This window comes from Cellulomonas sp. P22, assembly GCF_044392165.1.
This window is the reverse complement of sequence record NZ_JBISBW010000020.1, coordinates 68,428-82,461: the sequence shown is the minus strand read 5'-3', so window position 1 is coordinate 82,461 and position 14,034 is coordinate 68,428. Positions and strand designations below refer to the sequence as shown.

The following is a 14,034-nucleotide window of genomic DNA, read 5'->3' as shown; positions in this document are numbered from 1 at the left end:
TCCGGCGTCGTGCTCAGCCCAGGGCGGCGTCCACGGCGATGGTCGTCCCGGTGAGCGCCTTGCTGACGGGGCAGGTCGTCGAGGCGAGCTGGGCCGCGGCGACGAACTGGTCGCCGTCGAGCCCGGTGACGGTGCCGCGCACGGTGAGCTTGATGTCGGTGATCCGAAGCCCGCCCTCGGGGTCCGGACGCAGCGTGACGTCGGCCTTGACGTCGAGGGTCTGGGGGGTGCCGCCCGCCTCGGCCAGCACCCCGGAGAGCTGCATCGCGAAGCACGACGAGTGCGCGGCGGCGATGAGCTCCTCGGGGCTCGTGATCCCGTTGGCGTCCTCGGCCGTGCGGCGGGGGAACGACACGTCGAACGAGCCGACGCCCGAGCTGACGAGGTCGACGGTGCCGCTGCCTTCGTCGAGCGACCCCTTCCAGGCGGTGCGCGCGGTGCGAGTAGCCATCTCATCCTCCGGATTCGGTGCGGACGGGGACCGGGCGACCCCTGTCCCACCGTAGGCCGGGCCGCGCGACGGGGCGCGGCGGTTGCCCGCAGACGACGACGGGCCCCGGTGGGAGGTCATCCCACCGGGGCCCGTCGATCGTCGTTGGTGAACGTGTTGCCTTCCGTGACCGGTCGGCCGCAGGTCAGCCCACGAACTCCCAGTGCCAGGCCTCGGGCTTGCTGCCCGTGGTCTGCGCCCAGCCGGGGTGCGCCCAGTGCTGGTTGACGGCGTTGGCCTGCATCCAGCGGTGCTGGGCCGACCCGGCGGTCTGGATGCCACCGCCGAGGTCGAGGGCGACGCCCCAACCGTGGTTGGACGTGCCCGGGGTCGTGGCCAGGTACGGCTTGGCCGCCTTGACCCGGACCTGGGCGTCGTACGAGCGGTACGAGTCGGTGATGCTCATGTTCGTCCCGAACGTGCGGCGGTAGTCGATGTTCAGCATCTCGATCGCCGCAGCGGCGTCGCACCGCAGCGCCTGGCCCGGCGCGAAGCTCAGCGAGCACAGCGCCGAGTCGGGGATCTGACCGTTGGCGAAGTTGAGCGAGCCCTGGGCGGCAGCCTTGGCCGAGTGCTCGGCCGCGGCGGCCATCGACGCGTCGTCGGCGGCCTGACGCTGGGCCTGCGCCGCAGCAGCAGCCTCGGCGGCAGCCTGCTCGGCAGCCGCCTGCTCGGCAGCAGCCTGCTCGGCGGCGGCCTGATCGGCAGCGGCCTGGGCGGCGGCGGCGGCGTCAGCAGCAGCCTGCTCGGCAGCGGCGATGGTCTCGGCCGACGGGACGGTGCTCTCGGGCACCTGGCCCAGCACCGCGGTGCCGGTCGTCGAGATGCCCGTGGCACTGCTGACCTTCTCGGTCAGACCGGTGACCTGGCGCAGCGCGGACTGCAGCTCGGCGGCCGTCTGGGTGTCCGTGCCCGTCGCCGCCGACGTGGTCAGCACGTCGGCGATCGACGCCGTGGCAGAGGTGTCGGTGCTGAGAGGACCGACGGAGGTCTCCTCGGTCACGGCGCCCAGCGGGCCGGACGTGGCGGTCGCCGCGTCGGTGCCCTCGACCTGCTCGGTGCCGGCCTCGGCCAGCTTGGCCTGCAGGTCCTCGAGCCGCTGGGCGGCCTCCTGCGCGACAGCGGCCGTGGTGGCCGCGAGCGTCGCGGTGTCGGTCGCGGTCGTCGCGTCGGTGGGGGCACCGGTCGCTTCGACCGGCTCGGTCGTCGTGTCGGAGAGGACGCGGTTGAGCTCTGCCGTGGCGGCCTCGAGGTCACCGGTGGGGAGCTCCGCAGCGTTCGCTGCGTCACCGACCGCCTGGGCGTGCGCCAGGGTGCTGGCGGCCGCCTCGGCGACCGTCGCGAGACGCGCGTCCTGCTCGACCGCGGAGATCGGCTCCGACTCGAGCTGGGGGGCGGCGACAGCCGTGCCGCTGATGCCCATCAGGACTCCGGCGACCAGAACACCCTGCGCGAGCGGACGTGCCCGCAGCGCCTGGGTGATCTGGTGCATCCGTATGGACTCGGCCGTGCGGCGCGAGTGGTTCGCGACGAGCTCGGCGTTGGTCCGGACGACCGCGTACGCGCGGCTGGACCGCACGGCCTGTGCAGCCTGGCTCGACAGCACGGCCCGGGCCTGGTCCTGCGCCCAGTCACGCAGCCGCACCCACTGGGCACGGAGCGTCTCGAGGGCGTCGGACCGCCGGACTATGCCGACGAGCGTCGCGAGGCCCACGATCTGGGCCAGTCGCTGCAGCTGGAGCGCGGGGCGCTTCCAGGTCGTGAGGGCCGCCTCGACGAGGCGGGTCGTGGGGTGGGTGGCGCCTGGTCGCGGCGCCCGGTGATCGGCGCGACCTCGGTGAGGCCAGCCGGGTATTGGCTTTCTGTTACTCACGCGTAACACGATAGGGAGGCGGACGGCCGTCCAACAACCACCCTGACTGATTTACCGGTGAGACATCTGTCACGTTCGCGTGTCAGATAGTGCTGTGAGCCGCCTGGGAGGATCGCGGGCGGCTACGCTCGACGACCGTGACCCCCGCAGAACCGGCCGCCTCCTCGTCCGACCCCCACAGACGGCCCTCGGGGCTCGACGACCTCTACGACATAGCGCGGCTGGCAGCCCGCCTCGAGGTCGAGAACGCCACCATCCGCGTGTGGCTCTCGCGCAAGGTCCCGTGGCTCCCCGCGCCCGACGGCCGCCTCAACGGCGGGGCCGTGTGGCGTGCGTCGACGCTCGAGGGGATCGAGGAGCGCCGCGCCCCCGGCCGCCCCGGCCGCAAGCCCCGCGGGGTCATGGTGCACGTCCCCACGCCCGCCCACGGCATCGAGCTGCCCCAGCAGATCGCGCCACCGCAGGCCTGATGCCTACGCTCGGAGGATGACAGGGTCCGACACCCCGGACGCGGTCGCCGAGGCCATGTCGGCGATCCGACGCCAGTCGTTCCTCCCTCCCGCGCAGCGTGCGCACGCGCACGAGGACCGCCCGCTGCCGCTCGGCCACGGGCAGACCAACTCCCAGCCGAGCACGGTGGCCGCGATGCTGCGGCTGCTCGAGGTGCCGCTCGGCGCCCACGTCCTCGACATCGGCTCCGGGTCCGGCTGGACCACAGCCCTGCTCGCGCGGCTCGTCGGGCCGGGCGGCAAGGTGCTCGGGCTCGAGCTCGAACCCGAGCTCTCGGAGTGGGGCGCCGACAACCTGGCGGCCTGGGGCATGCCGTGGGCGCGGATCGAGACCGCGCGACCCGGCCTCCTCGGCCGCCCCCAGGTCGGCGGGTGGTCACGCATCCTCGTCTCCGCCGCGGGCCGAGACCTGCCCGACGTGCTCGTCGCCCAGCTGGCCGACGGCGGACGCATGGTGCTCCCGGTGCGCTCGACCATGTGGCTCGTCGAGCGGCGTGGCACGCACGTGGACCGCACCGCGTGCGGCGCGTACGCGTTCGTCCCGCTGCGCTGACCTCGACGCTCACCCTCGGACGAACCAGGACGTACGACCCGGTAGCCATTTCGCTCGAACGAGTGACGAACCACCCGTTCGTCAGTACGGTGCACACGGAGGCACCCTCCCGAGCCAGTGGGACCCGGGGTAGAGGACGGAGCCACCGACCCCGTCCGCTGCTGCCGCCCCGCTGGAGTGACCCATGACGCGTCGTCCGTTGCCCGCCGCCCTCACCGCCCTCGCCCTGGTCGCCGCCGCGCTGCTCGGCGCGACGCCCGCCGGGGCCGCGCCACCCCGTCCCAGCACCGCAGACCCCGGCTCGCCGGGCGGCGCCGTCGCGTCGGCCGAGGCGCTCGCGGGGGCCAAGGTGGCCGAGCAGCTCACCACGGCCAGCGGCGAGGTGACAGCGTTCGTCCAGCTCGACACCCCGTCGGCGCTCGACGTGGTCGAGGACGGCGGCAGCACGCGCGACGTGCAGGCCGCCACGACCAAGGTCGAGGAGCTCGCCGCGGACGTCGTGCCCGACGCTGCGGGAGCACGTTCGGCGACGCCCGACGCACCCCAGCGCATCTCGACCCTGACGAACGTCGTCTCGGGCACCCTCGTCTCGGGCGACGCGGCACGGATCCGCGAGCTCGCCGCCCGCGACGACGTCGTGGCCGTCTACCAGGTCACCCCCCGCACGGTCGACAACTCGAGCAGCGACGCGTTCACGCGCGCGCTCGAGGTGTGGCAGTCCACCGGCCAGACCGGCGAGGGCGTGCGCATCGGCGTGATCGACACGGGCCTCGACTACACCCACGCCGACTTCGGCGGACCCGGCACCGCCGAGGCCTACGCCGCGGCCTACGGCACCGACGGCACCGGCGCGATACCCGCCGGCCTGTTCGACAGCACCAAGTTCCTGGGCGGCCACGACTTCGCCGGCACCTTCTACGACGCCGACCCGGACTCGACCCTCGAGGGCGCCACGACCGTGCCGGCCCCCGACGACAACCCGATCGACAGCCTCGCCACGAGCCCCAACAGCGGGCACGGCACGCACGTCGCCGGCACCGCGGCCGGCTTCGGGGTCACCGCCGACGGCACCACGTTCCGCGGCGACTACGCGAGCCTGACGGACCTGAGCGGCTGGGAGGTCGGCCCCGGATCGGCCCCCGGCGCGGGGCTGTACGCGCTCAAGGTCTTCGGGGACATCGGCGGCTCGACCAACCTCTCCGCGCAGGCCCTCGACTGGGCCGCAGACCCCGATGGTGACGGCGACCTCAACGACCACCTCGACGTCGTGAACCTGTCCCTCGGCGCCTCCGCGACCCCGTCGGACGACCCCGACAACATCATCGTCGACCGGCTCGCCGACCTGGGCGTGCTCGCTGTGATCTCCGCGGGCAACTCGGGCGACATCACCGACGTCGCCGGCTCACCCGGCAGCTCGGCGAGCAGCCTCACGGTCGCCAACTCGGTGGGCAGCCCCCAGACCTTCGACGGCGTCGAGGTCACGGCGGCCCCCGACGCCGCGCTCGTCGGCACCTACCCGGCGCAGAGCTCGATCGCGTACACCGGGACGGCCGACGTGAGCGCCCAGGTGGCGTTCCTGGGCGAGCAGGTGAGCGGCTGCTCGTCGCTCACGTCCCGCAGCGCGGAGATCACCGGCAAGATCGTCTACCTCTGGTGGGACGACGACGACGCGACCCGCGCGTGCGGCAGCGCCGCGCGGTTCCGCAACGCCGAGCTCGCGGGCGCGGTCGGCGTGCTGCTGGGCAGCACCCGGACCGTCTTCTCGGCCGGCATCGCGGGCACCGCGACGATCCCCGGTGCGCAGCTCACCGCGACGTCGACCGCGGCGCTCCTGCCGGCGATCCGCACGGGAGGCGTGAGCGCCCACTTCGGCCCGTCGCTCGCCTCGTCGGTCACCGACGACGCCGCGGGAGACGCCCTCAACCCGGGCTCGTCGCGCGGCTCGCACGGCTCGCTCGGCATCTCCAAGCCCGACGTCGCCGCACCCGGCACCGGCATCCTGTCTGCCGCGTCGGGGGGCGGCACCGCCGCGCACCCGCTCTCGGGCACCTCGATGGCCGCGCCCCACGTGGCCGGCATCGCCGCCCTGGTGCGCGCCGCCCACCCGGGCTGGACGCCCGCCGAGGTCAAGGCCGCGGTCATGAACACCGCGACGCACGACCTGTACACGGGGGCGCACCAGACCGGTGAGGTCTACGGCCCTCAGCGGGTCGGCTCGGGCCGGGTCGACGCGGTCGCCGCCGTGGCCGACCCGGTGCTCGCCTACGCCTCCGAGGACCCCGACCAGGTGTCGGTGACCTTCGGGGTGGTCCCCGTCGGCGCGGAGAAGGTCGTCCAGCGCAAGACCGTCACGGTGCGCAACACGGGCAGCTCGGCGGCGCGGTACACGACGTCGTTCGCGGCCGCGACCACGACCGGCGGCGCGACCATCACCACGTCGCCCGCGTCGATCACGGTCCAGCCGGGCCGCTCGCAGCTCGTGACCCTGACCCTCACGGTCGACCCGACCACGCTCGAGCGCGAGCTCGACCCGACGTCGGACGCCGCCCAGGGCGGGCTGCCCCGCGAGTACGTCGCCGCGCTCTCGGGCCGGCTCGTGCTGACCTCGGGCGCGACCGAGCTGCGCGTCCCGGTGCAGGCCGCACCCCGGCTCGTGAGCGACCTCACCGCGGCCCCCGTGACGTTCGCGAACGCGGGCGCGACCGAGGCCGAGCTCTCCCTGACGGGTCGCGGGGTGGCCTCGGGCGGCTGGTACTCGCTCGTCGCGCCGCTCCAGCTCGCGGCCACGAGCCCCCGGCTCGAGAAGACGCCCGGGCTCGTCACGTCCGACTCGTCGGTCGCCGCGGGTGATCTCCGGTCGGTCGGCTGGACCACGACCGCGCCGCAGCGCACCGCGGCCGGGCAGGACCCCGCAGGCGGCTACCTCGGCGTCGGCATCGCCGTGGACGGCGAGTGGGCCACCCTCGGGCAGTCGGTGCTCCCCGTGATCGACCTCGACATCGACGGCGACGGCACGTACGACCGCCAGACCGTGGTGCAGAAGCTCAACGAGTCGGTCGACGTCACGGTCCAGCTCACCTACGACCTCGCGACGGGCGACATGGTCGACGCGCAGCCCGTCAACGGGTTCTTCGGCGACGTCGACACGACCGTCTTCGACAACAACGTGGTCGTGGTCCCGCTGAGCCTGGCGGACGTGGGCATCACGCCCGGCACCACCCCGACCGTCAAGGTGTGGACGTACTCCGCGTACGCGCCCGACGCGAGCCGGGTGGTCGACGAGGTCGAGCCCTTCACGGTCGACCCCTACGCCCCCGCCGTCTGGTTCGGCGACGGCACGACCGACGCGCTCTGGTACGTCGGCGCACCGGGGGCCACGGCCACCGTGCACCGGGCGGCCACGACCACCGTGGTGCCGCAGCTGCTCGTGCTGCACAGCCACAACGCGACCACCACGACCCGCAGCCAGGTGCTCGACGTCACGGTGCCGCCCGCCACGCCCACGACCACGACGCTCGCGGTCACGGGCTCGGCGAAGGTCGGGAGCGACCTGACCCTCACTGCCACGGTGACCCCGGCGCAGGCCACCGGGACCGTCCGGTTCCTCGACGGGACCACCGAGGTCGCCACGGCACCGCTCGCCGGCGGCAAGGCCACGGCCACCGTCCGGCTCGGCGGCGGCAAGCACACGCTGACCGCGGTCCTCACGCCCGACGGCGCGTGGGCGGCGTCGACGTCGAAGGCCGTGACCGTCGACGTCGCGCGGACGACCTCGACCACCAAGGCGACGATCTCGCCGCGGAGCGGCACGTACGGCTCCGCGGCGAACGTCGCCGTCGTCGTCACGGGCGGCACCGTCGCCCCGACCGGCACGGTCGAGGTCCGTGAGGGCAGCACAGTGATCGCCACGGGCACCCTCGCGGTCGACGGCCGCACGGGCACCGCGACCGTCGCGCTGCCCCGCGACCTGGGTGCCGGGGTGCACCGGCTCGCTGTCGCCTACCCGGGCAGCGCCGACGTCGCGGCGTCGTCGTCCGCCACCGCGACCTACACCGTGGTCCCCGCCGTCACGCGGCTCACGCTGACCACCTCCTCGTGGTCGGTGCCACGCGGCTCGACGCCGAGCGTGACGGTCACCGCGGCCGGCCCGCAGGGTGCACCCGCGCCGACCGGGAAGGTCACGGTGCTGGTCAACGGCCGCAGCGTCGCCACCCCGACGCTCGGCCAGGACGGCACCGTGACGCTCACGCTGCCCGCTGTCAGCAAGGTCTCGGCCGTCACCGTGCTCTACGGGGGCGACCGCGGCTACCTGCCGACCGCCACGCTGGGGGTGCTCACCGCACGCTGAGCGGGGCACAGAGCGAGCCGGGCCGTCGGGGTCAGTCCCCCGGCGGCCCGGCTCTGTGCGTCAGGCCGATGGGGCGGCGTCAGAAGACGATGCGGTCGCCGTCAGAAGAGCAGGTCGGGCACCGGCTCGGCGCGCGGCGCGACGGGCTGCTTGGGGCCACCCGCGAGCGCGGCCCGCGCGGCCTGGCCCGCGAGCACGTCGGCGCGCTCGTTGAACGTGTCCCCCTGGTGGCCGCGCACCCAGTGGAAGACGACCTGCCCGGGCCGGTCGGCGATGGCCTTCTCGATGGCCTGCACGATGGCCAGGTTCTGCACGGGCGAGCCGCTCGCGGTGCGCCAGCCCTTGCGCTTCCAGCCCGCGACCCACTCCGACGCGCACTTGATCGCGTACTGCGAGTCGGACTCGATGCGCAGCAGCTCGTCGCCCGGGTGCGCGAGGATCGCCTCGAGCACGGCCAGGAGCTCACCGATCTGGTTGGTGCCCGAGGCCAAGCCGCCCGACTCGCACGTGCCGTCGTGGTTGACCCAGGCCCAGCCCGTGGCCCCTCCGGGGTTGCGCAGGCAGGAGCCGTCCGTGCTGACCGTGATCACGGAGAGCATTCTGCCTGCCGGGTCGGCAGGGGGACGACTCGGCCGATCAGACCCTGCGGCGGGTCAGGCCCCGGGGTGGGTCAGGCTGCAGCGGCCAGCGCGTCCACGACGCGGCGCACGCTCGACGCGAGCCCCCACCGCTCAGCGAGCGCGACGAGCGTCTCGGGGTCGGCCGGGGTCGCGGGCAGCGCGTCGTCGACCTCGCCCACCGGTGCGTCCGACGCGACCTGCACCACGAGCGGCGCAACGTCGAGGTACGCCGCGGACTCCTGGAGCCGGCGACGCTGCGTGGCCGTCAGCCCCGGGTCGCCCGCGTCCCGCGCCGCGAGCACGCCCGCGAGGCTGCCGTACCGGTGGATGAGGGTCGCGGCCGTCTTCTCCCCGATGCCGGGCACCCCCGGCAGCCCGTCGCTCGGGTCGCCGCGCAGCACGGCCATGTCGGCGTACGCGCCGCCCGATCCGACCGCGTACCGCTCCGCGAGCCGGGCATCGTCGATCACCTCGAGGTTCGTGATCCCGCGCACCGTGTACAGCACGCGCACGCCCGCCTCGTCGTCGACCAGCTGGAACAGGTCGCGGTCCCCCGTCACGACGTCGACCTGCGAGCGGCCGACGTCGGAGCGCTCCTCCTCGCGCGCCACGAGGGTGCCGATCACGTCGTCCGCCTCGTAGCCCGGTGCCCCGACCCGCGCGATGCCGAACGCCGCGAGCACCTCGGCGATCAGCGGGACCTGCGGCACGAGCGCTTCGGGCACGTCCTCGACGCCCGTGGTGCCCGGCACCTCGGTCGCCACCCGGTGCGCCTTGTACGACGGGATGGCCGCGACCCGGAACTCCGGGCGCCAGTCGTCGTCCCAGCACGCCACGAGCCGCGACGGCCGGTGGTCGTCGACGAGCCGCGCGATCATGTCGAGCAGCCCGCGCACAGCGTTGACCGGCGTCCCGTCGGGCGCGCGGACCGAGTCGGGCACCCCGTAGAACGCCCGGAAGTACAGCGACGCGGTGTCGAGCAGCATCAAGGGCCCCGGGTCGGTCATGCGGTCACGCTACGGGAGATCGTGCAAAACGCATGTGGCCGTTCGGCGGACGCCGGGCACCTCCCCGTGATGAGGTCCAGGTGTCGGGTCGGGGACACGGCCCGACCCGACACCTGACCGATCGGGGCAGTCGTGAGCACGGGCATGGCGATCCTTCTCGGAGCGGTGCTGGGCGCTCTCTGCGGGCTGGCGGCCCTCAGCACGCGCAACCGTCGTGACATCTGGCGACGACTCTCCGGAGCGGGCGTCCCGCTGGTCTTCGCGGTCGCGTCGACGGTGACCGACCTGTCCTCCGCGTTCTGCGCGACGCTCCTCGTCGCGTGGGGGGTCCTCTACTTCGTCGGCGGCTCGTTCCTCGACTCGCGCGAGCTGGCGCGCCGCCGGGCGGTGTGACGGGTCAGGCCCGCAGCGTGCTGGTTGCTGTCAGGTCCGGACCGCGAGGCAGGCGAGCCCCACGGCCACGACGTCCTCGGCGACCGCCGGCTTCCAGTCCGCGGTGCGGGCGTCGGCCCACGCCCGCCAGGCCGCGCCGCCGTAGATCCCGGCCAGTGCGCCCGCGACCCCCGCGAGCGCGGGCAGGTACGGGCTGGCGTGCGCACGGCGCGCGAGCAGCACCCCGCCGCTCGCCCCGCTCCCGGCGCGCAGCACCGGTCCCGGGGGGTCGAGGCGGCTCGGGGTCCTCGGCAGCTTGTCCCCCACGAGCTCGCCGAGCACCCCGAGCAGTGCGAGCACCTGGCCGGACCTCGTGGTCCGGGACCGTGTGCCGTCCTCGGGGGTCCGCGCGGTGAGCACCGGAGCCGCGACCCCGAGCGACGAGCGCGAGCCCGCCGCAGCGCCCAGCAGGAGGCACCGCACCACGACCGCGCCGGATCCCATGGTCCACGGTCGCCCGACGACGCCCGACCGGCAACCGGGACATGGGCACCACCGGACCGGGAGCGCCCTCCGCGCTCCCGGTCCGGTCGTCAGCCCCGCCGCGGCTCAGCCGGCGGGCGAGAAGTCCAGGTGCGAGTCCGCGACCGCGACGACGCTCCACGAGCTGCCGTCGGCGCCGGTGAGCTCGTAGCTGGGCAGGAGCACGCTCGCCCCGTCGGGCAGCGTCGTCAGGCCGAGCCCGAGTCGCGCCGAGGTCAGGGTGACCTGGGTGACGGCCCACGGGAGCCGCACCCCCGGGCTCAGGGTCGAGGGAACGGCCGGGGGCTCAACCTCGAGCGCCGTGTTCTCGTCACGCGCGAGGTCCGATGCGGCCATCACGCCGACCCCGCCCCACGAGGCGCCGAAGCGGGGGTCGGTGAGCCGTTCCACGGCCACCGCGGGGCTGACCACGTCGTAGGTGCCGAGGTCCACGAGCGGCGCGAGCGAGCCCCAGAGGGACTGCACGCCGTCTGCTGTGAACGACGCGTTCCACTGGATCCCGGTGCGCTGGCCGTCGACGACCTGCTCCGCGACGACGCTCGTGACCGCTGTCGAGCCGCTGTCCTGGACCGTGAGCTCGAAGCCGTCGACATCGACACCGAGCCCGTCCATGACGTCCCGGAGCCGCGCGGTCGCGTCGTCGGCCGAGGGTCCCGGCTCGTTCGCGGCGTCGGTGCACTCCCCGGGTGCGAGCTCGAGCGTCGCGGGCGCGTCCGCGGCGCCGTCCGCCGGTTCGGCGGGTTCCGCCGTGGCACCCCCGCACGCCCACGGGTCGATCGTCGGGTCGTAGTAGCTCACGTTCGCGAGCCCGTCCGGCTGGACCTGCACCACGGGTCCCGAGCCGTCGTCGGCGCCGACCTTCCACGAGCCCCACTCGTCGAGCACCGGCTCACCGCTCACCCCGAGCAGGCCAGCGACACGTGCCGCGCTCTCGGCCGTGACGACCGACGCGGCGTCGAAGCCCCACGCGGTGGCCGTCCCGCCCTCCTCCGAGAGACCCGACGCGGTGAAGACCGTGCGGCCCCCGGAGCCGCCGATCATCCGGTCGGAGACCTTGGCCGAGTCGGCCGCCATGGCGCTCTCGGCGCCGCCCCCGCCGCTCGTCGTCCCGGCGTCGCCGAGCACGATCGGGGCCTGAGCGGTCGACGCGACCTGGGTGCCGTCGCCCGTGCGACCGAGGGCGAACCCACCCCCGCCCACGACCGCGATCCCCACCACGGCGGCGGCGACCTGGAGCCAACGGGCCGGGCGCCCCGCACGACCGGCCCGCCGCACGGCGAGCTCGTCGGGCACCGCGGCGTCGGGCGATGCCACGCCAGGCCCGGCAGCACCGTCGGGCCCGGCGGCGAGGTCGCCCGTGCGGGCCGTGACTGCCGCGCGCAGCCGCGCCGTGTCGGGCTCGGCCGTCGCACCGGGGTCGGCCGCGCGCACACGGTCGAAAGGCTCGTCGGGGGACGTGGGAGGCGTGCTGGTCATCGTGACCTCCAGGGGTCAGGGCATGTGGTGCAGGGGCGGATGTCTCTGCCCCTTCTGTGTCGCTCGGGGCGTCCGGCTTGCAGGGCGGCCGGTCCTCAGGTGAGGACCCGCTCGTCCCACGCCTCGCGCAGCCGGGCCCGGGCACGCGACAGCGCCGCGTCCGCCCCGCCGCGCGAGATGCCCAGCACCTCGGCGAGGGCGTCGCCCGAGAGCCCTTCCCACGCGCCGAGCAGCAGGATGCGCCGGTCCCGGGGGCTCAGGCGCGCGAGGACGTCGCGCACCTGCTCGTCGGCGACCGCGAGGGTCGCCGGGTCGTCGTCGTCGATCACCTCGGGCAGCACGTCGACCGGCGTCGGGCGGCCCTTGCGCCGATGGTTGGCCAGCACGAACCCCGCCGTGCGGTACAGCCACGGCAGCTCGGCGCCGTCGGGCACGTCGGCACGGCGACGCCACGCGACGGCGAGCACGTCGGCCGCAAGATCCTCGGCCTCGCCGTGGCCCGCGCGGCGCACGAAGTAGCGGAAGACCGCGGTGCCGTGCACGTGCACGACGTCCTCGAACCAGGCCGCGTCGTGCACGGGCGTCCCGCTCGTCGGGTCGTCGGGCTCCTGCTCGGTCCGCGGCGGCACGGCGACTCCTGGGTTCCGGGGGCTTGGTCGGACGACAGCTCCTGCACCTGGCCTGTGTCACGGCCTGGCTGCATCTTGCACCCTGCCCCGGAGATCTCTCAGCGGACGCTCAGGACCCCCGTGGCGTCGGCCACGGGGGTCCTGAACCGTCCTGCGCGGCGGCCCCTACAGCCCGTCGGCCACCTCGGCCGTGACCTGCAGCCACGCCTCGCGGGTGCGCCGCGACAGCGCGTCGTACCCGATGGGTCCGCCGCTCACGAGCCCCCGGTCGTGCGGGACGTCGACCACGGTGCGGGTCAGCGCACCGAAGTGCTCGTGCAGGCGCCGGCGCAGCCGCCGGTCGACGCGCGATTCGGGCGCCGAGAGCACGGTCACGGCCTGCCGCACCAGGTCCTGGTGACCCGTCGCCCGCAGCGCGTCGATCGCCCACGCCGCCGACTGCGCGGTGTCCTCGCGCACCGTCGACACGAGCACGAGCTGATCGGCCACGTCGATCGCGGCCTGCCAGTTCGAGGCGCGCATGTTGTTGCCAGTGTCGATGACCATGACCCGGTAGAACCGCTCGAGCGTGCGGTGCAGCTCCGAGAACGCGGCCGCGTCGACCGACGCGGCGGACGCGGCGTCCTCGTCCGAGGCGAGCACGTCGAACTGCGACGAACCCTGCGAGCGCACGTAGTTGTCGAGGTCGCCCACGCGGGCCACCTGCAGGTCGGTGAACCGCGAGAGGTTCTGCAGCAGGTTGACGGCTGTGTTCGTGTGCCGCGCGTGCTCCGAGCGCCAGCCGAGCGTGCCGCGCGTCTCGTTGTTGTCCCACGCGAGCGTGTACCCGCCCCGGTGGATGCCGAACGTCGAGGCCAGCAGCAGCGTCGCTGTCGTCTTGTGCGCGCCCCCCTTGGGGTTGATCACGACGATCGTCTTGGGCCCGTCGAGGCTGCGCTGCACCGCCCGCACGGCGTCGCGGTGCCGGTGCTCGTCCCGCCCGGGGCGCAGCGTGACCAGCCCGAGCGTTGCCCGGCGCACCCCCCCGCGCCAGCCGTGCTCGGCGGGGCCGTGCGGGCTCTGCGAGCGCGTCGCGAGCAGGTCGTCGAGGGTCGGCAGCGTCGCGGCGTCGTCGTCGGGGGCGGCCGCGGGACGCCGGGTGGTGCGCGTGGACCGCAGCCGGGGCGACGGCGCCGCGTCGGGCACCACCGGGATCGTGCGGGTCTCGTCGTCGAGCTCGGTGGACGGTTCGGGATCCGCGCCCGGTATCGCCTCCTCGACCCGCCCGTCGGGGTGGATCACGAGCGACCACAGCCCGTCCGGGTCCTCGACCTCGGCCGCGAGCGGCCGCCCTGCGCGTCCCGCGAGCTCGGCGATCAGCCCGGTGACGGCGGCCCCGGCCTCCGACATGCTGCCCGTGGCGACGCGCTGCACGATGCCCTCGATGACGATCTCGCCCGTGCCGTCCGCCCGGACCACGGCCTGCACGGCCTCCGACGGGTGCACGTCCTGCGCAACGGATCCTGGTTCACTCATGAGTCAGGCCTTCCATCGTCGACGGTGAGATGCCGGACCGAACCTACGCTGCCCGGGACATATACGCCTAGTCAGGGGCATATCAGACACCGTTTCGCC

General features: G+C 74.5%; 12 protein-coding genes. 4 read left to right on the top strand and 8 right to left on the bottom strand.

Annotated features, from left to right (window positions below; genetic code table 11):
* Positions 1–13 precede the first annotated feature (13 nt).
* Both ACGIF2_RS16825 and ACGIF2_RS16820 read right to left on the bottom strand, forming a co-directional pair.
* Entirely contained in the window at positions 14–451 is a 438-nt protein-coding gene (locus tag ACGIF2_RS16825; RefSeq protein WP_396048247.1) for an OsmC family peroxiredoxin, read from the bottom strand.
* Between the two features lie 184 nt (positions 452–635).
* Positions 636–2,363, bottom strand: a complete 1,728-nt coding sequence (locus ACGIF2_RS16820; RefSeq protein WP_396048245.1) for a D-alanyl-D-alanine carboxypeptidase family protein — start codon at positions 2,361–2,363, stop codon at positions 636–638.
* A gap of 137 nt (positions 2,364–2,500) precedes the next feature.
* Between ACGIF2_RS16820 and ACGIF2_RS16815 the strand changes: the two genes are divergently transcribed.
* The 3 genes from ACGIF2_RS16815 to ACGIF2_RS16805 all read left to right on the top strand — a co-directional run bounded on the left by ACGIF2_RS16815 (position 2,501) and on the right by ACGIF2_RS16805 (position 7,773).
* Positions 2,501–2,833: a hypothetical protein gene (locus ACGIF2_RS16815; RefSeq protein WP_396048243.1), complete on the top strand. Its 333-nt coding sequence runs from the start codon at positions 2,501–2,503 to the stop codon at positions 2,831–2,833.
* 16 nt (positions 2,834–2,849) lie between these two features.
* Entirely contained in the window at positions 2,850–3,425 is a 576-nt protein-coding gene (locus tag ACGIF2_RS16810) for a protein-L-isoaspartate O-methyltransferase (protein ID WP_396048241.1), read from the top strand.
* 184 nt (positions 3,426–3,609) lie between these two features.
* On the top strand, positions 3,610–7,773 hold the full coding sequence (locus ACGIF2_RS16805) for a S8 family serine peptidase (RefSeq protein WP_396048239.1): 4,164 nt from the start codon (positions 3,610–3,612) through the stop codon (positions 7,771–7,773).
* 101 nt (positions 7,774–7,874) lie between these two features.
* On the opposite strand, the gene ACGIF2_RS16800 is transcribed toward ACGIF2_RS16805, so the two are convergent.
* Together ACGIF2_RS16800 and ACGIF2_RS16795 are read right to left on the bottom strand one after the other, a co-directional pair.
* Entirely contained in the window at positions 7,875–8,363 is a 489-nt protein-coding gene (locus ACGIF2_RS16800) for a ribonuclease H (protein WP_396048237.1), read from the bottom strand.
* 80 nt (positions 8,364–8,443) lie between these two features.
* Entirely contained in the window at positions 8,444–9,400 is a 957-nt protein-coding gene (locus ACGIF2_RS16795) for a 5'-3' exonuclease H3TH domain-containing protein (RefSeq protein ID WP_396048234.1), read from the bottom strand.
* A 144-nt stretch (positions 9,401–9,544) separates the two neighbouring features.
* On the opposite strand from ACGIF2_RS16795, the gene ACGIF2_RS16790 reads away from it, so the two are divergent.
* Positions 9,545–9,793: a hypothetical protein gene (locus ACGIF2_RS16790; protein WP_396048233.1), complete on the top strand. Its 249-nt coding sequence runs from the start codon at positions 9,545–9,547 to the stop codon at positions 9,791–9,793.
* A 30-nt stretch (positions 9,794–9,823) separates the two neighbouring features.
* Here ACGIF2_RS16790 and ACGIF2_RS16785 read toward each other — a convergent pair whose 3' ends face one another.
* The 4 genes from ACGIF2_RS16785 to ACGIF2_RS16770 form a co-directional block, all read right to left on the bottom strand.
* Positions 9,824–10,276, bottom strand: a complete 453-nt coding sequence (locus tag ACGIF2_RS16785) for a hypothetical protein (RefSeq protein WP_396048231.1) — start codon at positions 10,274–10,276, stop codon at positions 9,824–9,826.
* 105 nt (positions 10,277–10,381) lie between these two features.
* Complete coding sequence (locus tag ACGIF2_RS16780; RefSeq protein WP_396048229.1) at positions 10,382–11,791, bottom strand: hypothetical protein; 1,410 nt, start codon at positions 11,789–11,791, stop codon at positions 10,382–10,384.
* Between the two features lie 95 nt (positions 11,792–11,886).
* A complete protein-coding gene (locus ACGIF2_RS16775) occupies positions 11,887–12,420 on the bottom strand; it encodes an RNA polymerase sigma factor (RefSeq protein ID WP_396048227.1) in 534 nt (177 codons plus the stop codon).
* A gap of 165 nt (positions 12,421–12,585) precedes the next feature.
* Entirely contained in the window at positions 12,586–13,935 is a 1,350-nt protein-coding gene (locus ACGIF2_RS16770; RefSeq protein ID WP_396048225.1) for a MinD/ParA family protein, read from the bottom strand.
* Positions 13,936–14,034: the final 99 nt, after the last annotated feature.

Coding starts and splice junctions, on each gene's coding strand:
- ACGIF2_RS16780 (WP_396048229.1), bottom strand. CDS start 11,791: ATGACCAGCACGCCTCCCACGTCCCCCGACGAGCCTTTCGACCGTGTG.
- ACGIF2_RS16790 (WP_396048233.1), top strand. CDS start 9,545: ATGGCGATCCTTCTCGGAGCGGTGCTGGGCGCTCTCTGCGGGCTGGCG.
- ACGIF2_RS16825 (WP_396048247.1), bottom strand. CDS start 451: ATGGCTACTCGCACCGCGCGCACCGCCTGGAAGGGGTCGCTCGACGAA.
- ACGIF2_RS16770 (WP_396048225.1), bottom strand. CDS start 13,935: ATGAGTGAACCAGGATCCGTTGCGCAGGACGTGCACCCGTCGGAGGCC.
- ACGIF2_RS16795 (WP_396048234.1), bottom strand. CDS start 9,400: ATGACCGACCCGGGGCCCTTGATGCTGCTCGACACCGCGTCGCTGTAC.
- ACGIF2_RS16810 (WP_396048241.1), top strand. CDS start 2,850: ATGACAGGGTCCGACACCCCGGACGCGGTCGCCGAGGCCATGTCGGCG.
- ACGIF2_RS16785 (WP_396048231.1), bottom strand. CDS start 10,276: ATGGGATCCGGCGCGGTCGTGGTGCGGTGCCTCCTGCTGGGCGCTGCG.
- ACGIF2_RS16805 (WP_396048239.1), top strand. CDS start 3,610: ATGACGCGTCGTCCGTTGCCCGCCGCCCTCACCGCCCTCGCCCTGGTC.